At 58.6% G+C, this 20453-nt stretch carries 9 protein-coding genes; all 9 read left to right on the top strand.

What is annotated here, in order from left to right:
* The first annotated feature begins 254 nt into the window (after positions 1-254).
* The 9 genes from CL546_RS13055 to CL546_RS13015 all read left to right on the top strand — a co-directional run bounded on the left by CL546_RS13055 (position 255) and on the right by CL546_RS13015 (position 20448).
* On the top strand, positions 255-6482 hold the full coding sequence (locus CL546_RS13055; RefSeq protein WP_290495688.1) for a hypothetical protein: 6228 nt from the start codon (positions 255-257) through the stop codon (positions 6480-6482).
* Positions 6479-7099 (top strand): OmpA family protein, encoded by a 621-nt coding sequence (locus CL546_RS13050; protein WP_290495686.1) that lies wholly within the window; start codon positions 6479-6481, stop codon positions 7097-7099. The genes CL546_RS13055 and CL546_RS13050 overlap by 4 nt, the downstream gene beginning before the upstream one ends.
* A 12-nt stretch (positions 7100-7111) precedes the next feature.
* A complete protein-coding gene (locus tag CL546_RS13045) occupies positions 7112-9991 on the top strand; it encodes a COG1470 family protein (RefSeq protein WP_290495684.1) in 2880 nt (959 codons plus the stop codon).
* Positions 9992-9995: 4 nt separating this feature from the next.
* Complete coding sequence (locus tag CL546_RS13040; protein WP_290495682.1) at positions 9996-14807, top strand: CshA/CshB family fibrillar adhesin-related protein; 4812 nt, start codon at positions 9996-9998, stop codon at positions 14805-14807.
* A gap of 118 nt (positions 14808-14925) precedes the next feature.
* Positions 14926-15117 (top strand): DUF2065 domain-containing protein, encoded by a 192-nt coding sequence (locus CL546_RS13035; RefSeq protein ID WP_290495680.1) that lies wholly within the window; start codon positions 14926-14928, stop codon positions 15115-15117.
* Positions 15118-16293, top strand: a complete 1176-nt coding sequence (locus CL546_RS13030) for an ATP phosphoribosyltransferase regulatory subunit (protein ID WP_290495678.1) — start codon at positions 15118-15120, stop codon at positions 16291-16293.
* Between the two features lie 41 nt (positions 16294-16334).
* Positions 16335-17627: an adenylosuccinate synthase gene (locus tag CL546_RS13025; protein WP_290495676.1), complete on the top strand. Its 1293-nt coding sequence runs from the start codon at positions 16335-16337 to the stop codon at positions 17625-17627.
* A gap of 259 nt (positions 17628-17886) precedes the next feature.
* The gene (locus CL546_RS13020) at positions 17887-20043 is read left to right on the top strand and encodes a PhoX family protein (RefSeq protein ID WP_290495674.1); all 2157 of its coding nucleotides are present in this window, start codon (positions 17887-17889) and stop codon (positions 20041-20043) included.
* A gap of 177 nt (positions 20044-20220) precedes the next feature.
* The gene (locus CL546_RS13015; protein ID WP_155132256.1) at positions 20221-20448 is read left to right on the top strand and encodes a Sec-independent protein translocase subunit TatA; all 228 of its coding nucleotides are present in this window, start codon (positions 20221-20223) and stop codon (positions 20446-20448) included.
* Positions 20449-20453 lie beyond the last annotated feature (5 nt).

The following is a 20453-nucleotide window of genomic DNA, read 5'->3' as shown; positions in this document are numbered from 1 at the left end:
GTGGGTGATTTGCCAGCGGGTGATAACGCCAATGCACAGTTCTGTGTGCAAGTGAACTAAGCAAGCCCCTCCCGGGCTCTTCCTCTTCCCCTGTGCGGGGAAGGGGGAGAGCTTTCTCAGGCGCTGTGCGCAACGTCTGAGAAAGCTCTAAAAACATGGCCGCTGGGGCGGCCCAAAAAAAGGTGCTCAAGCACCGCGTGGGAACGACAGGAAATCGTGAATTGAATCGGATCGGGGTTTGGACAATCAGCGTAATGACGCTGCTGGCGATTGCCAGCGGCGCCATTGCGGCTGCCACCCCGGCCGGTACGGTGCTGCGTAACCAGGCCCAGGTCCGTTACCTGAACCCGCTTACCGGGCAGGTGGTCACGCAGAGTTCCAATGTGTCCCAACTTGTTGTGGCGCCATACCGTGATGTGCTGCTGGGTAACAACAATGCGTTGACAGTGGCCGCCGGCCAGCGCGTTAACCTGCCCCATGTTCTGACCAATACCGGCAATGTGGACGATGACTACAGCCTGACGGCGGTGAACAGTGCCGGCGATGATGGTGACCTGTTGAATTTGCGTCTGTATGAAGATGTGAACGGCAACGGTGTGGTCGATGCCGGTGAACCGGAAATTACGGCGCCGGTGAGCTTGCCTGCCGGCGCGTCACTTTCCCTCGTGGTGGCTGGCACGGTGACGTCCGGGCAAGGTCAGAACGATGTGCTGAGAGTGTCGGTACTGGCCGAGTCGCAAACGGATGCTGATGTGTCCGACTCACGGCAAGACAGTGTCACGGTGGCCTCTGGCGCCTTCCTGAATCTGACCAAGTCGAGCAGCCAGAGCTGTGATAACCCTGCCCAGGAAGGGCAATCGCTGGACTACAGCATCAGCTATACCAATACCGGCAGCAGCGCCCCCGCAGAAAGGCGCTTCCTGATCAGTGGTCAGGCGGAACAGGGCGTTATGCTGGAAGATGCCTTGCCGGCGAACGTGCAGTTACGCCCGGGCAGCGCTACCGGTATCTCGCCAATTCAATCTGTCGCGGTGGTGCACCGTTCCGGCGATGCGGATGATGAATGGATCCGCTTTGATCAGTGGTCACCGTCCACGCCAGTGGACCGCTTTGGCGTTTTGGTTCCCGCGTCGGCCATGGAATCCAATGAGTCCGGCGGCTTTACCTTCGGTGTTCAGGTCGGCACCGGGTTGACCAGCAATACACGGATTTACAACCAGGCGGTTGTTGATACCGATGGCGATGGCGCGGACGACTTTTCCAGTAATACGGTGTGCAACACCCTGGCGGGTTCGGTTCGTCCGACGCTGGTATTCGAGCGCCCCACGCCACAGGTGTCCGGTTCCGGGCAGGCGCCGCGGCACAGCGAGGACAGCGACTTCCAGCTAGCGGATATGTATGCGCTGTTGCCCGCTGAAAACAATCAGGTACTCACCGATGGCGTCTACCTGCGCTTGAACGCCTCACAGCTGAACCTGTCCCCGACCCAACGGGATTTCCTGGAGCGAGGACCCTCCGGTGAGCGCCTCATTATTGTGACCGTGGAATCGGCCCTGACCGGCGACACCCTGCGCGTTGTCATGAGTGAGACGACACCGGATTCCGGTGTATTCCGCAGTATTCGCCCGTTTGTGCTTAGCAATGATGAAAACGGTTACGGCCGCCAGTGCCCCTCCTCCGCGAGCACGGCCCAGGCGCAGGAATTCAATAGTAATACCACCACAAGTCAGGTGCTGGATGAGGCCTGTGCGTTGCGCAGTGAGGCCCGCGATACGTTGACCGCCCGTTTTCAGATGCCGATTTATGGTCCCACCGGCAATGTTGAGCGTTATGAGGTGGTGTCCGATGTGGCCGCGGTGGACCCGGCCGGGACCGTCTTTGACTCGAGCAACGGCAACCCGGTGGGTGGTGCGCAGGTGATTCTGTACCAGTCCCGGCAAACCTTGTCGGCCAGTGGCGCGGGCAGCTGTGCGGATCTGGCGCAAAGCGACTATGAAGTGGGGACAGACCCTTTCACCGGTGAGAGCCTGGATGGTGAAAATACCAATACCGCCAACGTGGATAACACCTCTGTGCTGGGCGATTACCAGTACCCCTTTGCTACCCCGGGCCACTGCTACTACCTGGATGTATTGCCACCGGCGGGCTATACCTTCCCGTCAGTGGTGTCTCCTGCTGCAGCGGGCAGCTTCTATTCGGATGTGAATGACAGCTCCTACGGCCTGGAAGGTTACCAGGCGCCGGTGGGGCGCAAAGCTGCGCGGGTGGCGGGCAGTAACAACGGGGCGTTCCTGTTGGGTACCTCGAATGTGTTTGTGAATATTCCGCTGGACCCGAGCGCCAATACTGCTGCAGGGATTCTGGTGCTGGACAAGAATGTGGAGAAGGACAGCGCTGCGGTGGGTGATGTGTTGGCCTACAGCATCAACCTGACCAACAACCACACCGATGCGCTTTACGCTGGCAGGATTATCGATCAGCTGCCCTATGGTTTTCGCTACATCAATGACAGCGCCTGGCTGGACGTGGGCGGGCAGCGCATCGAAATGCCAGATCCGGCGGGCCGTCCTGGTCCACAGCTGACCTTCCGCCTGGAGCGCGAGCGCAGTAATGGCTCTGTAGTGGCACTGCCACTGCAGGCGGGTGAAACGGTGACACTGCATTACGGTTTGCGGTTGTCGGCCGCCGCGGTGGACAGTGACGGCATCAACCGGGCCACGGCCCAGGCCAACACGGCTTCCGGTTTTACCTACCGTTCCAACCAGGACGAAGCCGAAGTGGAGATCCGCAACGAAGGCGTGCTGTCAGACAAGGCCATGCTGTTCGGTAAAGTCTATGTGGATGCGGACTGTAATAACCTGCAGAACGATGGCGAGTGGCCCATTGGTGGCGTGAAGCTGTACCTGCAAGACGGTACCTGGGTGATTACCGACGAGAACGGCCAGTACAGCGTTTATGGCCTGAACCCGGGTTTGCATACCATCAAGGTGGACCCGCTGACCTTGCCGGCTGGTGTCAAACTCAAGCCTATCGATAACCGTCACGCGGCAGACCCGGAAAGCCGGTTTGTGGATTTGCGTTCCGGTGAATATCACCGTGCGGACTTTGCCGCCGTTTGTCCCACCGGCGATGAGGCGAAAGCACTGGCGGAACAACTCAAAGCCCGCAATGCCTCCATGAACGGTGACTGGATGCTGGATGAAGCCGCTCGCTTTGATCCCCTGCGTCAGCAAACCATCAATCCGGTTTTGCGTCAGGCCGACGGCAGTGGTGATTTGGGCAGCGGTGTCTATACCCAGACCGGGGATGACGGACTCACCGATGCCTGGGAAAAGGTCTCCCAGTCCCAGGGCGAAAAAACCGACACCGCTGCGGTACTGCCGGCCAACCCGCAAGCCACCATGCAGAACACCAAGGAAGCGGCGGCCAGCATTACTCGTGAGCAGGCGGAGCAGGGTGCCTGGTTGTGGCCTCGCGGGGGCGTCAGCCGTGATGGTCGTTTCCAGGTAGTGGTACGTGCCGGGGTGGATCCGGTACTGAGCGTGAATGGCAAGACGGTAGCCAAGGCGCAGCTGGGCGAACAGGTGGTCAACAAGCGCGAGCGCGCTCAGGTTGTTACCTGGTACGGCGTTACCCTGGATGAAGGGGAAAACACGCTGGTAGTCAGCACCCGGGACATGTTCGGTAACGAGCGGGTGATGGCAGAAAAAACCGTGGTGCGCCCGGCTGCACCGCAGTCTATCACCCTGGAAACCGAATCCGATACGCTGCCCGCAGACGGTGGGCGCTCAACCCTGGGTGTGCGTGTTCGTCTCAATGATGCCAAAGGCAACCCGGCATTGGGCAGCCACTTTGTGACACTGGAAACCGATCGCGGCCAGTGGCTGGAAGAGGATTTGCAGAGCGGTACACCGGGACATCAAATCAAACTGGTGGACGGGGTGGCGCTGGCTCATCTGCGCAGCACGGAATACACCGGGCCGGTGCGTCTGCGCGCCACTCTGGACCGTTTCAGTGACAGCATCCAGATTGAGCAGATCGCCCCTCTTCGTCCGTTGCTGGCAACCGGTTTTTTACAGGTGCAAAGCCGCGCCGGTGGGTTGCGCGACAACGGTAATGCGCCCACGGATGTGGCCGACGAATTTGAAGACGGTGTGGACGGTCGGGCTGCCGTATTTATGAAAGGTCAGGTCCGCGGCGATGCCCACCTGACGCTGGCCTACGACACCGACAAGGATCTGGATACCGAAGACGAAGTGCGCCGTGATTTGAACCCGGCAGATTACTATCCGATCCCCGGTGATGCCTCTGTGCGCGGCTACGATGCCCGCAGTCGCAGCAAACTGTATGCGAAACTGGAAAAAGACCGCAGCAGCATCATGTGGGGGGACTACCTCACCGATCCGCAGAACGATTTCTACGACCTGGGCCGGACCCAGCGCACCCTGACCGGGTTGAACGGGGTTTACGACAACGGCCGTGCCCGCTTCCAGGTGTTCGCTGCCCGCCCGGATATGGAGCAGGTGACAGAAGAGCTGCCGGGTAATGGTACGGCGCTGCTGTTTACCTTGAGCAACGACCCGGCCCGCGACAGTGAAACCGTGGAAATTATTGTCCGTGACCGCAACAACCCGGGGCTGGTCATCGAAACCACGCCGCTGACCCGTTACGTGGATTATTCGGTGAACTATTTTACCGGTGATATTCGCTTCCACGATGTGGTGCCCACGGTGGATGACAGCCTGAATCCGGTGTTTGTTCGCGTGAGCTATAACGTGGAAGGCGATGCCGAAGAATACAATGTACTCGGCGCGCGCCTGAACTACGACCTGACCGATCAGCTACAGCTGGGCGTTAGCCGCACCCAGGATGACCATGAAACGGAAGGCTTCGACCTGACCAGCGTTTCCGCGCAATACAAGCTGGACGAGAATACCCGCATCAATGTGTCTTCAGGCTCCATGGCCCATGAAAACAATGACCCGGAAGGGCGCGCCTACAGCATTAATGGTGAGCGTTTGTGGGTGGATGGCTCGCGTACCGAATTGCGCTGGGCGCGCGCGGAGGCGGGGTTTGATAACCCGTCGGCGGGTATCAGTGCCGCTCGTGAAGAAATGCGTTTGGGCCACGAACAGATGCTGGCCCGGGATTTCTCCGTGGAAGTGGAAGGCATCCGGTCCAAGCAGCTGGACGGCTCCGAAGAGCAGAACAGCCTGGGCGTGATCGGGGAAAAACGTATCGGCGCCACCGCCTTGCGCGGCGGGGTGCGCGGTATCGAGCAGAAAGATGCCCAGGGCAGTGAAGATTTCGGCACCTATATTCTCGGCGCTGATCGGGGCTTTAACCTGTTGGGCAAACCCTTCCAGATCGGCGCGGAATATGAGCAGGCCTTCAACGATACCAGTCGCCGCCGTATCGCGGCCGACGCGGACATGCAGCTCACCGAGAAAACCAGCCTCTACAGCCGTTACGAAATCATCAACAGTCTGAATGGTATCAATACGCTGGATGATGATGTGGAAACGCAGCAGTTCACCACCGGTGTGCGTTCCGCGGTCACCCGCAATACGGATGTGTATTCCGAGTACCGTTTGCGCGGTGCCGTGGATGGCCGTGATGTAGCAGCCGCCAATGGTGTGAAGTCGGATATTGAAATTGAACCGGGGCTCACCGTGTCGCCGTCCATGGAGTGGATTCAGACACTGGACGGACAAACCAATCAGGACGCCACGGCCCTGTCCGTGGGGGCAGAAGACAAGCGCAATGAAAACCGTCGTACCCTGGGCCGGGTGGAAACCCGCTTTGGCGATGATCGTGAGTACTACGGTCTGAGTGCGGCCAATATCTGGCGAGTGAATACCGACTGGTCTGCGGTGGTGCGTGATGACCTGCGCCTGCAGTATTTCGATACGGAAGCCAAGGAAGGCGACAACATTGTCACCCTGGGGATGGCCCGCCGTCCGCGTCGGGATAACCGTCACCACATGTTGTTCATGTACAAATGGAAAGAAGAGTGGGGCGGTAGTGGCGGCAGTGATCGCACTGTGCATTTGTTCTCCACACACCATAACTATCAGGCCCATGACGACTGGATTTTCTCTGGTCGCCTGGGCGCCAAATGGCAACAAACCGAGCTGGGCAATCTGGATGTGGAATCGGATGCCTATGTGGCGGATGGCCGGATTATCTGGGATATCACCCGCCGTTTTGATCTGGATTTGCATGGTGGTGCGATTACCACGGAAGGCGTTAAAGAGCGCCGTTACAGCTACGGCTTTACCGTCAATGCACTGGTGCGCCGTAATCTGCGCATGGGCGTGGGCTATAACTTCACCGGTTTCCGTGACGATGACCTGGACCCGGAAGGCTATAACGCGGAAGGCGTGTTTGTAGGACTGGAATACAAATTCGATGAAGATGACCTGAGCTGGCTGGGCAGTAAAGCCGCCGGGCAGCGCAGTTATCTGGGAGATGCGCGATGAACATGATGAAAGCGCGGCTGGCGTTACTGGTCCTGGCGAGCATGGCAGTAATGGCCGGATGTGCCAGCACCGAGTCTCTGTATGCACAGTATGATGAGCTGTGTCCGGTGGAAGCCAGGGTAACGAGCACCGGCCTGGTGACGGTCACCGGGATTGCTGCTGGCGGCGGAGCAGGCCTGATGGCAGGTGAAAGTCGTACCCAGGTTTGGGAACCGGCGGTGTATTTTGGTTTTGATCAGAGCCAGATGGCCGAGGCTGAGGTGCGCCGGCTGGACAGTAATTTGGCGGTGCTGAAACAGTACCCGACCCTGCAGGTGAGTGTGCAGGCGTTTACCGATGAAAAAGGGGCAGCAAGTTATAACCAGAAACTGGCGGCTCGCCGCCTGGACCAGGTGGTGCAGTACCTGCGAGATGGGGGTATCAGTAATGGCCGCATCAAACGCGTCGCATTGGGTGAAGAACTACCTATTTTGTCAAATGCCAGTAACGAACAACGGGTCATCAACCGCCGTGTTGAGTTGATGCCGCTGGATGCGCAGAGCCGCCCGCTGGTATTGCGGGCTGACTTTGCCGGCAGTGGCGGCGATGAATTTGTGCCGCCGGCGCCAGTCAAGTAAAGGGGAGTTGGAGTGAATAAACTGCAACGTACAGGGCTGATGGTGCTGCTGATGCTGGGGGGCGGTGTTCAGGCGGCCACGCCTGCGGCAGGCACCGTGATCAAGAACCAGGCGTCGGCGAGTTACCGGGCCTGTCTGGATGATGGCTGTACGGAGCAGGCGGAAGCACAACGGGTGACCTCCAACCTGGTGCAGACACTGGTGCAGAACGTACCGGGCATTGAACTGGTCAGTGATCAGGGCAAGCCGGCGCTGCCAGGTGGGCTGGTGTACTTCTCCCATGTATTGACCAATACCGGTAATGGTCGCGACCAGTATCAGTTGTGTATTACCAATGTGGATAGCGACATTGATGCCTGGGCCGTTTACGCCGACGGTAACGGCGATGGCCAACCGGATGCGGGCGGCGCCTTGTTTACCCAGTCTGACGCAGATGACTGCTGGGATAATCTGACCCCGGACATGATTTCCGGCGAAACCTTCTCGCTGGTGGTAGAAGCGGAATTGTCGGCGGGAACGGTGGCGGGCCAGCAGCCGTCATTGCAGGTTCGTGCGCGCAGTGATGCGGATAACACCCTGCTGGCCATCAATACGGATGAAGCGGATGTCATCGATGGCCCGGTGATTGAAGTGGTCAAGTCATTGAGCCAGCGGGAGGGCCGCTCCCCGGACGGGCCAATCACCGTCACTCTGGATTACCGTAACCCATCGGACCAGGCGGCCACGGATATCGTCATTGAAGATGTGCTGCCCACCGTCTCCGTGGATGGGGTGTCAGCAGGCATGACCTATGTGCCGGATTCCGCTCGCTGGACCTTTACCGGCAACACCCCACTCACCGACGATGGCGATGATGGTGATCAGGGCAATGCCCCTAACCTGATCCGCTATTGTGCCTACGATACAGATGCGGCCGAACCGGATTGTCAGGACCGGGTTCAAGCGGTCGTGGCGCAATTGCCGCCGGGCGGTGTGGGTACTCTCACGTTCGAGGTTACCCTGGATGCGGGCCTGAGTGCCGGCGACCGGGTTCGCAATACCGGCCGTTTCCGCTACTCCAACGAAGCCGGCGATACGGATTTCGGTACGCCGTCTCCGTTCAGTACCAATGCGGTGAGCTACCTTGTTATCGACCGGGCGCTGGCGCCAGCGGTGGTGGCCAACAACAGTGAGAATGACAGCATTACCGGTAGCGATGACGTGAGCGATACCGGTAACCGTGTCGAGATTGCCAGTGCCGGGCAGGGTGGCACCGTGCTGTTCAATAACGTGATCTGGAATACCGGCGATGGCGAAGACCGTTTCGATATCACACTGGACGCCGTTAACGACCGTTCCGGGGCAGCGTTAAGCGAGCCCTTCCCCCAGGGCACTGTCTTCCAGTTGCTCAAGGCCGATGGTGCAACCCCGTTGGTGGATACCGATGGCAACGGGGTGCCCGACACCGGCCCGATCCCTCTGGTCGACCCGGGTGGCCAGTGCCCATCCCGCTTTGTCCGCGATGCAGGCAATGGTGTGTGCGGCGTACGCGTTGTTCTACAGGTGATTCTGCCGCCCAATGCATTGGGTGGCCCCTTTCAGGTCACCAAGGTCGCCAGTTCCGTTACTGACCCTCAGGTCCGTAATGCGGTGACCGATACACTCATCAGTATTGCGACAAACAGTGTGGACCTGACCAACGATCAGCCGGTTAACGGCAGTGCTCCGGGTGAAGGGCCAGGACCGGAAGCGACGCCGGTGCGCAGCCTGTCAGTCGCCCCGGGTAATCATGGCACCTTTGTGTTGTATGTGAATAACACCGGGCCGCGGCAGGACAGCTACGACCTGCACGCCAGCAACAGCAATTTCAGTCCGGGGCAATTGCCTGCGGGGTGGAGCGTGACCTTCTACCGTGATGGTGGATCGGCAGATTGCAGCGCCAATGGCGTTGCCATTACCAATACCGGGCTGGTGCCGGCAGGTAGCCAGCGGCTGGTGTGTGCCCAGGTCACGGTGCCGGAATCGGCTAGCGGAGGCGATACCTTGCCGCTGTACCTGCGAGCCTTGTCGCCGACCAGTAATGCCGGCGACATCAAACTGGATCAGGTGGTCGTAGTGGCGGGACCGGCACTTTCCCTGCAGCCGGACCAGACCGGGCAAGTGGCGCCGGGCAGCAGCGTGCTTTATAGCCATCAGCTCACCAACACCGGTAATGTGGATTTGGCCAATGTGCTGCTCAGCGGCACGCCTGACAGCGCCAGTGACAATGGCTGGTCGATTACCCTCTACGAGGACAGCAACGGCAATGGGCAATGGGATACGGCGGATACCCTGATTGTCGATGGCACTCCTCTGCAGACTGCCGGGGCAGATGGTGTGCTTGCTGTGGGTGAGAGCCTGTCCGTGTTCGCCCGGGTTTTTGCCCCGGCCACGGCAGCGTACGGCATTACCAACCTCAAGACGCTCACTGTTACGGCACAAGGTGCCGGGCAGACGGTGACCGACACGGCGACGGATTCCACCACGACCAGCAATACCGATGTGGCCGTGACCAAAGAGCAGGCACTGGATGCCGACTGTGATGGCGTGCCGGATGGCCCGGGCAGTTGTACTGCGGATGGCTGTTTTGTCTATACCCGATTTACGGCAACACCTGGCGAGCAGTGCGTGATTTATCGCCTGACGGCAGCCAATACCGGCGCGCAGAGCATGTATGAAGTGACCATTAATGATCGCACCCAGCCGTTCACAACCATGCTGTCTGCTGCCACCCGTTGCCAGCTTCCCTCGGGGGATTGCAGCGCCGATGTGGTTGCACCTGCCGAAGCGGGTACCGGTGATGTGTCGGTCAATGTGGGCGAATTGAAAGCGGGTGAAACCGCCGTTCTTATTTTCGGGTTACGGGTGGAGTAAAACGATGCAGACAACCGAACCGAAAAAAAATAAAGGCAAACTGGTTGCAGGGTTGCTGGCAATGCAGGTTTTTATTGCCATGCTCTTTATCGGCTTGTGCCTGGTGAGTGGGGCCGCAGAAGCTATTAGTCTGCCGCTGAATGGTTCGCGGACAATTCTTAGCGGCAGTGACTGTTCTCAGGCGACATACCGGTTTGGTACATCCGCAAGCTACGACGGTCAGGCGCTGGATGTTCTGGTTCAGGTGCTGCAGGAAGACAATGAGCAGGCCGGGAGCTTCCAGTGTCTGGGAGTGGAAGAGGGCGTGTTGTTTGCCAGTTTGCGAGACAAGGATAGCGGCGAAAATATTGCCTACCAGGATTTGCGGTTAACGGTGGTTCGTCAGGGAACCACCACGCCTGTTGTTGTGGACCGGCTGATCGTTACCGGGTTCGATCTCGACCGAAACTCGGACAACTCTCGCACAGGCAGTGATGACCTTTACTTCAACACCGGTGAAAAAACGCGTTCCTATGTGTCCGTTAACACGGATACCACCGTTTCTTCATCGGCGTCTGGCGGCTATAACACGCGCATAAAAGGGCGGGATACTGATTGCACCGACGGTGCCACAACCGTCGAGCCCGAGTGCCGTGCCAGTGTGGTGTTTTCGGAAACATCCAATGCGTCTTTTCGGGTTCAGAATGATAATGCGTACGGAACAGAAAGCTCGTCGAGTACCGCCCGGCGTGTTTCCTATTTGTCTCTGCGTGTTGACGATTTCGATGATGTGGTGGACGGCAATACGGATTACGGCGATGCCCCTTCGCCCTATGTGGCTGCCCGACAGGCTGTAAGCAGTTTTCTGGGGTTGGGTGCCGGTCTGGTGCCGGACCATGAAAGTGCGCAGCAAGCCAGTGCGGGCGCGGACGGTGATGACCTTGATGGGGCGGGGGGCGCGGTTGTCAACTTTGACGATGAAGATGGCGTTACCCTGGGCGGAAGCGCTCTGAATGATCAATCCATCTTTCCGGGGCAGCAAAGCGAACTGTCGGTGACCACATACGGTTCGGGTTACCTGAACGTCTGGTTCGACTGGAACCGGGATGGGGATTTCAACGATGCCGGCGAGCGGATGGTATCCAATCGCCAGATCACCAATAACGGCGAAACATCCAGCGGCAATAATTCCTCCAATTTTGTTACGGTCACGCCGGTGACCATTAATGTGCCGGGTTCTGCTGCGTCCGGTGTGACCTATGCGCGTTTTAAATTTACCGAGTCAACCAATCCCGGGATAGGCAACAACGCGGGAAATGGTGAGGTGGAAGATTACCGCTTGAATGTCACGTCACAAACCTGTGATGCCGCAATCAGTGCGAACCTGTCGCTCAGTGGCAGTGCCACGCGAAATACCTCTAGTAATGAAATTACCCTGACCCAGGATAGTGGCAATCAGTCCGGCTCTGCCTGGTCACAGAATCGCATTAGTCTGCTTTCCCCCTTTACGGTGGAATTTTCCATCTACTTGGGGACAAAAGACGCCAGTGGCGCGGACGGGATTGCCTTTGCCTTCCAGAATGACGATGCCGGCAGCAGTGCGACCGGTGTGTTTGGTGGTGCCTTGGGGGTGGGCGGTTTGGATCCGGCCGTGGCGGTGGAATTTGATACCTATAGCAACGGTGGGGGGTACGGCGATATCGCCAATGACCATACCGTTATTTATGACCCGGTTAACTATACCAGCAACAACGGTGGAGGAAGCCTGCTAAGTCCCGTGGTGGATTTGGGCAATATTGAGGATGGAGGCTGGCACACGGTGTCACTGGATTGGGATCCGGTATCTAACCAGCTTCAGTATCGCTTTGATGGCTCTCTTGTGGCTGTTGTGAATCGGGACTTCACCACTCTGGATTTTGCCGGCGACCCGAATGTGTTCTTCGGCTTTACCGGTTCCACCGGCGGTTCCAGCAACCTGCAGAAAGTGTGTGTGATCGACGCCCCTCCTCAGGTGTTGGTTGACTACGGCGATGCGCCTGCCAGTTACCAGAGTCCGTCTCATGTTCTGGTTGATGGCATTCATCTTGGCGTCGATGTCTCAGAGGACGTGGGCGGATACGCGGATCCCAATGCCGATGCCGACACCTTTGATGACGGGGTGACCTTTCCTTCCGTGCTGCCGAGCATCAACCCGATTTCGGTCAGCGTGGAAGGTGATGGTGGTTATCTGCAGGCCTGGGTGGACTGGAACCAGGATGGGGATTTTGATGATGCCGGAGAGCAAATTGCTGAGGATCTTCAGGACACGGATGGCGATGGACAGATCGACATTGTTGCCAGTGCGGCAACGGGCACCGTGGATGCCAATGATGTGATCACCCGTTTCCGCTGGTCAACCACGCCCTCCATTGATCCCTATGAAGGTGCGGATGATGGCGAAGTGGAGGACTACCAGGTGTCTACCCGGGCGGTGGTGAACTGCCCACAGGGTTCCGAGGCTACCGGCGGTGGTATTGCCAGTGGCGGTGCCGGCGATTTTCGTGATGCGATTTACTGGCTGGACTGGTCCTGTGGTGCCCGTAATAACTATCAGGCCGGAGACATTATTCGCAAAAGCTGGGTGTTTGGTCCGGTGGAAATCCGCGCCACGCTGGACAATCTGACCAACACCATCAATGTCTATAACACGGGTAGCTGGTCCGGCGACCGCCTGGATGATCTTTATCAGGGCGTGAATCCTATCGGGCTGTCCAACAGCAATGGGACGGCGCCTGCATTCGATATTGATTGGCAGGTTTACCTCAATGGTCAGCGGGTGCCGGCCGACATTATCGCGGCTGATGCGGAAGACACCGATCAGAACGAAAGCCTCACTTGGGAAACCGATGGCGAGCCGTGGGAAATCTTCTCGGTGTCGCCTGCGTCGGATTTAAAGGTGCGCTTTGAAAATGCCAACCAGCGTATGGTGCTGACCACCGGCGACTTGCCTATTGGGACCGGCACGGTTCTGGGGTTGACCGAGGATGCCCGCCGCACCTCTCATATCGTTAATGGCTCTGGTGTCCAGGCGGTGGCGTTCGGGGTTTTTCTGCAGGTGGATCATGGTGATATTGCCGGTGGTTACCCGCAAAGCGGCGGCCATGTGTCGCGCAGGGATGCCACCGGTGGCAGCAAACCCCAGACGGATACGGATGTGAATACACTCACCGTAGCCACCTTGCAGCCTGCCGTTCCTTACCTGGGCGATACCGGTCCGGACCCGGAAGATGCCGACCAGAACTCGGCCAACGCGGATGCGGATGGTCCGGAAGAAGACGGTGTCAGTTTTTCCGCATTGATCCCCGGCGGTAACGCGATGATTTCGATCACGCTGACAGAGCAGACCGCAGGCACCAATTTCGTGCAAGGCTGGATTGACTGGAATCGGGATAACGATTTTGACGATGCCAGTGAGCAGGTCGCTCTGAATGTGCGCGACAACGATACCCAGGACAGTAACGCGGCCAACGGTGCCATTGACCTGAGCGTATTCGTCCCGCCCGGTGCCTTTATCGGTGATACCTATGCCCGCTTCCGTCTGTCCAGCACGCCGGACGTGGCCGCTGGTGGTCAGGTGGTGTTCGATGGTGAGGTAGAGGATTACAAGGTCACCGTGGCCTCGGCCAATACCGCGGGCACGCTCTCGGGCTGGGTGTTTGAAGATAATGGTATCGGGGCGGTGGCACACGATGGTGACAAGGGGGATGACGAACCCGGGTTGGCCAATCTGCCTGTGCGTCTTTACCACGATGCGGATGACGATGGTGTGTGCGCACAGACGGATACCGTGCTGGCGGAGACCACCACGGACGGCGATGGGGCCTGGGCGTTGATCCCGCCGTTAGCGGATGTGGGCAAGAGCGCCTGCCTGCTGGTGCAGACCCCCAATGGCTACCAGTCCATCAGCGAAAATGCGGGCACCGGCGGTGCCAGCCTTGCAGTCGGCGCCGCCGATGACGACACCATGACCTTGTCGGTGCCGCCCAGTGGCACGGTGTGGAGTGACATCCTGTTTGGGGATGTGGGGTTGCCGGTACTGGAGCCGGATCGCCAGGGAGTTGTGGATGCGGGCAACAGCCTGTTCTATGACCACCGTTTTACTGCTCGCACCGCCGGCACCGTGGATTTTACTTTCGGGGCGGCTGACACCGTGCCCGCTGCCCCGGCCTGGACGGATACGCTCTATCGGGACAGTAACTGTAATGGTGTTCTGGACGGTGGTGAGGCCGCTCAGCCGGTCACCGGTGTTGCTGTGCAGGCTGGCGATAGCCTGTGTCTGCTGGTGAAAGTTTTCGCCCCGGCGGATGCGCCACTGGAGGCGTTGCATACCCGGCCGTTGCAAGCGACCCAAAGCTTCACCGGCACCGCGCTGCAGGCCGGGGTGCAGGTGCGCGACACCACCCGCCTTGCTGCCGGTAAATTGTTACTGCAGAAGCAGGTGCGCAACATTGGCCCGGACGGGGTGCAGGGAACGGCGGATGATGTGGACAGCAGCGATGGCACGGCCAACCAGGCTGCCCCCGGGGATGTATTGCGGTATCGATTGGTGTTCTCCAACCAGGGCGTACGGGCACTGACCGAGGTGACCGTTAACGACAGCACGCCAGCGTTCAGTGCCCTGAATGCGGCGGCGGCCTGTCCGGCTGCGCTGCCGGCGGATTTGTCCGGTTGTAGCCTGAGTGCACCGGATGGTAGCAATGGGCCGGGTTATGAAGGGGCCCTGCAGTGGCTGTTTTCCGGGCAGTTATTGCCCGGGAATCAAGGGGTTGTCAGCTATGATGTGCGGGTGAGTCCATAGCGGCCTGGCGCTGTTCGATCCATCCGCCGGTAACCTATCTGCCACGGGGAGACCGTGGTAGAATGCCGCAACCGGGCGCGCAGGCTCCCGGTTTTTTTGTGGCTGTCTGGCAGGAACAATGGATTTCAGTTTATTGATCAAGGCGCTATGTCTGGTGTTGATCATAGAAGGCCTTCCGCTGTTTCTGGCGCCGATGCGTGCGCGTCAGGCAGCACTTCAGGTGGCGCGTCTGGATAGTCGCCTGCTGCGAATTATGGGGCTGGTGCTCATGGTATTGGGTGCGGGCCTGTTATTACTGATGCGGTCGTAAATGATGAATCAGGAAGAACAGTGGCTACTGCCCGACGGGGTAGATGAAGTCCTCCCGGGTCGCGCCCGGGCCATCGAGCAACTGCGTCGCCAGACACTGGATCTGTACCAGCGCTGGGGCTATGAACTGGTTTTCCCGCCACTGATCGAGTTTATGGAATCCCTGCTGAATGGCGGCGGCCGTGACCTCGAGCGGGAAACCTTCAAGATTACCGATCAGCTCACCGGTCGCCTGATGGGGGTCCGTGCGGATATTACTCCGCAGGTGGCGCGCATGGATGCCCACAGCCTGCGCCGCAATGCGCCTTCCCGCCTTTGTTACTGCTCCAGCGCCCTGCGCACTCGCCCGGTGGTGGCCGGTGGCACGCGCCTGCCTTATCAGCTGGGCGTGGAGTTGTTCGGTCATTCTGGCACCGACAGTGACCTGGAAGTGATCTCGTTGCTGCTGGAAACGCTGACGTTGTCAGGTGTGGACCAGCATGTGGTGCTGGATCTGGGGCACGTGGGGTTGTTCCGTGGCCTGCTCGACAGCTGTGATTTGAGCGATAGCGAGCAGAACCAGCTGGAAGATATTTACGTCCGCAAGGCGCGGGTGGAACTGGATACCTTTATTGCCAGCCACGATATGCCTGCGGCGGCGGGTAAAGCCTTGGCGGCCTTGCCATGGTTGGCGGGGGGCGTGGACGTGCTGACCGAAGCGCGGGCGCTGCTGTCGCCTTTCCCGGACGCGCTGGCGGCTCTGGATGAGCTGGCCGTGCTGGTTGACGTCCTGGGTGCTCGCGGTGTGCAGTTGCACCTGGATCTGGGTGAACTGCGCGGCTACCACTACCACACCGGTTGTGTGTTTGCGGCGTACCTGCCCGGTGAGAGTGAGCCGGTGGCCAAGGGCGGCCGTTACGATCACATTGGTGAAGTCTTTGGCCGGGCCCGTCCAGCCACTGGTTTCAGTGCAGATTTGAAGATGCTGGCGGAACGGGCAGAATCTGCCGCTCTTACCGGTATTCTGGCGGAAGGTTCGCTGCAGGACGCGACCTTTGCCGCTACGGTTTCCGCGTTGCGTGAGCAGGGTGAGCGCGTAGTGCTGGCCTTGCCCGGCGCAGATAATGATCCGGCCGAGCTGGGGTGCCAGTGTCGTCTGGTCGCCCAGGCGGATGGCTGGGTTGTGACCGACCTTTAAACCGAATTTCCTTTTTCCTGAACAGATGGCAGCAAGCAATCATGGGTAAGAACGTAGTCATTCTCGGCACCCAGTGGGGTGATGAAGGCAAAGGCAAGATCGTCGATCTGCTGACCGATCAGGCCTCATTGGTGGCCCGCTTTCAGGGCGGCCATAACGCCGGCCATACCCTGGTGATCGATGGCAAGAAGACGGTCCTGCACCTGATTCCGTCAGGCATTCTTCGTGAAGATGTGCAGTGCCTGATCGGTAACGGCGTGGTGCTTTCTCTGGAGGCTTTGCTCAAGGAAATCGGTGGCCTGGAAGATCAGGGTGTACCGGTACGCGAGCGCCTGCGTTTGTCGGCGGCCTGCCCGCTGATCCTGCCTGTGCATGTGGCTCTGGACCAGGCCCGCGAAGCGGCCCGGGGCAACAAGAAAATCGGCACCACTGGCCGCGGCATCGGCCCTGCCTATGAAGACAAGGTGGCTCGTCGTGGCCTGCGCTTGGGCGATGTATATCAGCGCGAGTTGTTTGCCGCCAAGCTGGGCGAAGTGATGGATTACCACAACTTCGTTCTGCGCAGCTACTACAATGCCGAGCCGGTGGATTTCCAGAAGACCCTGGATGAGACCCTGCAGCTGGGCGAAGACGTTCGCAGCATGGTCACCGATGTGACTGCCGTGTTGCACGGTGCCCGCGAACGCGGCGAAAACATCATGTTCGAGGGCGCCCAGGGCACCCTGCTGGATATCGACCACGGTACCTACCCGTACGTGACCAGCTCCAACACCACTGCCGGTGGTACTGCCACCGGTACCGGGTTCGGCCCGCTATACCTAGACTACGTGCTGGGTATCACCAAGGCCTACACCACCCGGGTGGGCAGCGGCCCGTTCCCTACCGAGCTGTTTGACGAAAATGGCCGTTACCTGGCCGAGAAAGGTCACGAATTTGGTTCCACCACCGGCCGCGCCCGTCGTTGTGGCTGGTTCGATGCGGTGGCGCTGAAGCGCTCTATCCAGATCAACTCCATTACCGGCCTGTGCCTGACCAAGCTTGATGTGCTGGACGGCCTGGAAGAAATCAACATCTGCGTGGGCTATCAGGATGCGGCCGGCAACTCGCTGGAGTGCGCCTGGGATGCGGACAGCTACGAAGAAGTGAAGCCGGTTTACGAAAGCCTGCCGGGCTGGACTGAATCCACCCTGGGCGTGAAGTCGGAAGATGATCTGCCGGCCAACGCAAAGGCTTACCTGCAGCGCATCGAAGAAATTACCGGCGCGCCCATCGACATTATTTCCACTGGCCCGGACCGGGTGGAAACCATCATCAAGCGGCACCCGTTCGCCTGATCTTTATTCTGTTCCGCCATCGATGCCTGTAGGGGTCGATGGTGGAGCTGTTTACGTTTATTTTCCCTCCCGCTCCGCTCTGATTCTTCCTCTCTAATCATTGTCTTTTGATAGACATATCCGTGCATTGAAAATGACACGGTCTGTACCCCTTTCTGTCATTCGTTCTGCCTAACCTCGTGTGCGTACTTTTACCGACTCAGTAGCTGGAGTGTCCGGCTGCAGGCAGGCAACGAAAACAGAAACAGGGAGAATAGAGATGGGGCACCATCCCGTAGAAGACAGTAACCGTTCCGATAACACCTCCATTAATTTTGTGCTGGAGCAGCACGTTTCCCGTCGCCAGATTCTGCGCGGCGGCGCCACTGCTGCCACTGTGGTGGCTGGTGCCAGCCTGGTGGCCTGTGGCGGGGACAGTAATAATCGCAGCAATGGTGGTGATACGGGGGGCGAGATGCCTGCCGAGCTGGGTTTTGCTTCAGTGCCGCGGTCATTAGAGGATCGTGTGGTGCTGCCTGACGGCTATCAGGCCAGTGTCCTGATCGCGAAGGGGGATGCGTTGTTTTCAGGTGTTACGGATTATCAGAACGATGGCAGCGGTGAAGATTTCGACAAGCGTTCTGGTGATGAGCATGACGGCATGGAGTACTTCGGTTTGGGCGCCGACGGCACCTGGGATCCGAATGCGTCAGAGCGTGGTGTGCTGTGCATGAACCACGAGAACCTGGAAGATAACACGCTGCACGAGAATGGCGTGACGGAGGCCGCCGATAACGGTGGTGCCCGTCCGCAAGTTGAAATTGACAGGGAAATTCTCGCCCACGGCGTGGCGTGCCTGGAAGTGATCAAGCAGGACGGTCAGTGGAGTTACGTAAAAGACTCAGTGTTCAACCGTCGAGTTACCGGCGCCACGGAAGCTGTTATCTCAGGGCCTTGCGCGGGTCTGGATGCACTGAAAACCAAGCTGAGCCCTGCCGGTGACAAGGGGTTCGGCACCCTTAATAACTGTGCCAGCGGTCGTACTCCTTGGGGCACCTACCTGACCTGCGAAGAAAACTGGTTTTCATATTTCAATCGCAACGACGCGGCGGATGCACGCAGTGCCACCGAGAACGACCTGTTTGCACGCTATGGTATGGGGTTGGTGAGCAAAGGGTTCTCGTATCGGGAATGGGACACCGTCGCCGGCGATATGTACCAGCGTTTCAATATCAGTGCAACGGGGGCGGCGGCCACCGATGATTTCCGCAATGAGCCGAACACCTTTGGCTATATCGTGGAAGTTGATCCTTTTGACACAGCCAGCAAACCGGTTAAGCGGACGGCGATGGGGCGTTTTGCCCATGAAGGGGCGATCTTCGCTCCCGCCGAAGCCGGCAAGCCGGTGGTGTATTACATGGGCGATGATTCCCGCAACGAATATCTCTACAAGTTTGTCAGTGCGGCCAATTGGGATCCCGCTGATGCGGGCATGGGTACGGCTGCTGGCAACAAGTATCTGGATGACGGCACGCTGTATGTGGCGGTCTTCAATAATGATGGCACCGGCGAATGGAAAGAGCTTAGCTTTGGGGTGAATGGGCTGGATGCAATGAATCCGCTTTATCCTTTCTCCAGCCAGGGGGATGTGATTCTGGCGACTCGCCTTGCCGCGGATCACGTTGGTGCGACCAAAATGGACCGCCCGGAATGGGCGGCGGTTAACCCAATGAATGGAGAATGCTACCTGACGCTAACCAATAATAGTGGTAGCAACCGCACCCCTGACACCGTTGATGGCGCCAACCCTCGCACCTATGGCGGCTCGGGCGGTAATCCCAACGGACATATTATCCGCTGGCGCGAAGAAGGCGGCGATCATGGTGCCACCAGCTTCGATTGGGATGTGTTTCTGTTCGGCGCTCCTGCCGACAAGGATGCTCAGAGTATTAACCTGTCCGGCTTGACCGCAGACAATGATTTCTCCAGCCCGGATGGTTTGTACTTCGATCAACGCGGCCTGCTGTGGATTCAGACCGATGACGGTGCCTACCGCGATACGGTGAACAACCAGATGCTGGTGGCTATACCGGGTGAAGTGGGTGACGGGGGCATGCTGACGTTCACCAATGACTTCGGTGACGAGGAAAATACGACGTTTGTTGGTAAAGACGCGTCGGCGGTGAGCCTTCGCCGTTTTCTGGTCGGCCCGAAAGGTTGTGAAATTACCGGTATCACTATGACTCCCGATGCTCGCAGCTTGTTCATTAACGTCCAGCACCCAGGAGAAGGGGGCTCTGCAGGCAATTTCAATACAGATGTGAGCACCTGGCCAAACCCGAATGGCAATGCCTTGGCCCTGGGTAATGGCGCCAGTCGACCCCGCTCCGCTACGATCGTGATCACCCGTGAAGATAATGGTGAAATCGCTTTGTAGGTTGCAACCGCGAGACTAAAGCCGCCCACACTCTTGTTGGCGGCTTTTCTTGTTGTGGGGCCTGCTTTCTGAAAAGCAAAAGGTGTCACCAAGATAGCGTCATGTTGTCATCGCTAAGTCATCGAAAACCATGACAATGCAAAGCATATCCCATCAGAAAAATTCAGGTGAAAATTCATGCTTTCCGGTATTGGTATCTGGCAACTTCTTATCGTTCTGGCCATCGTTATTATGCTGTTTGGTACCAAGCGTATCCGCAGCCTTGGTTCTGATCTGGGGGGGGCTTTCAAGGGCTTCCGTGATGCGGTAAAGGATGGCGAAAAAAACTTGAAAACTGAGCAGGATGATCAGGCGGCACTGGTATCCAGTGATATGGAAAAACAAAAAGACGCGGTGCGGAGCTGACAGCC

The organism is Alcanivorax sp. (assembly GCF_002726155.1).
Classification (GTDB): domain Bacteria; phylum Pseudomonadota; class Gammaproteobacteria; order Pseudomonadales; family Alcanivoracaceae; genus Alcanivorax.
Note: the sequence above shows the minus strand (reverse complement) of the source record. Positions and strands in the feature narration are given on the sequence as shown.

Bases quoted from the DNA above. Each gene is read 5' to 3' on its own strand.
- CL546_RS13020 (WP_290495674.1), top strand. From the start codon at position 17,887: ATGGGGCACCATCCCGTAGAAGACAGTAACCGTTCCGATAACACCTCC.
- CL546_RS13025 (WP_290495676.1), top strand. From the start codon at position 16,335: ATGGGTAAGAACGTAGTCATTCTCGGCACCCAGTGGGGTGATGAAGGC.
- CL546_RS13050 (WP_290495686.1), top strand. From the start codon at position 6,479: ATGAACATGATGAAAGCGCGGCTGGCGTTACTGGTCCTGGCGAGCATG.
- CL546_RS13040 (WP_290495682.1), top strand. From the start codon at position 9,996: ATGCAGACAACCGAACCGAAAAAAAATAAAGGCAAACTGGTTGCAGGG.
- CL546_RS13015 (WP_155132256.1), top strand. From the start codon at position 20,221: ATGCTTTCCGGTATTGGTATCTGGCAACTTCTTATCGTTCTGGCCATC.
- CL546_RS13055 (WP_290495688.1), top strand. From the start codon at position 255: ATGACGCTGCTGGCGATTGCCAGCGGCGCCATTGCGGCTGCCACCCCG.
- CL546_RS13035 (WP_290495680.1), top strand. From the start codon at position 14,926: ATGGATTTCAGTTTATTGATCAAGGCGCTATGTCTGGTGTTGATCATA.
- CL546_RS13030 (WP_290495678.1), top strand. From the start codon at position 15,118: ATGATGAATCAGGAAGAACAGTGGCTACTGCCCGACGGGGTAGATGAA.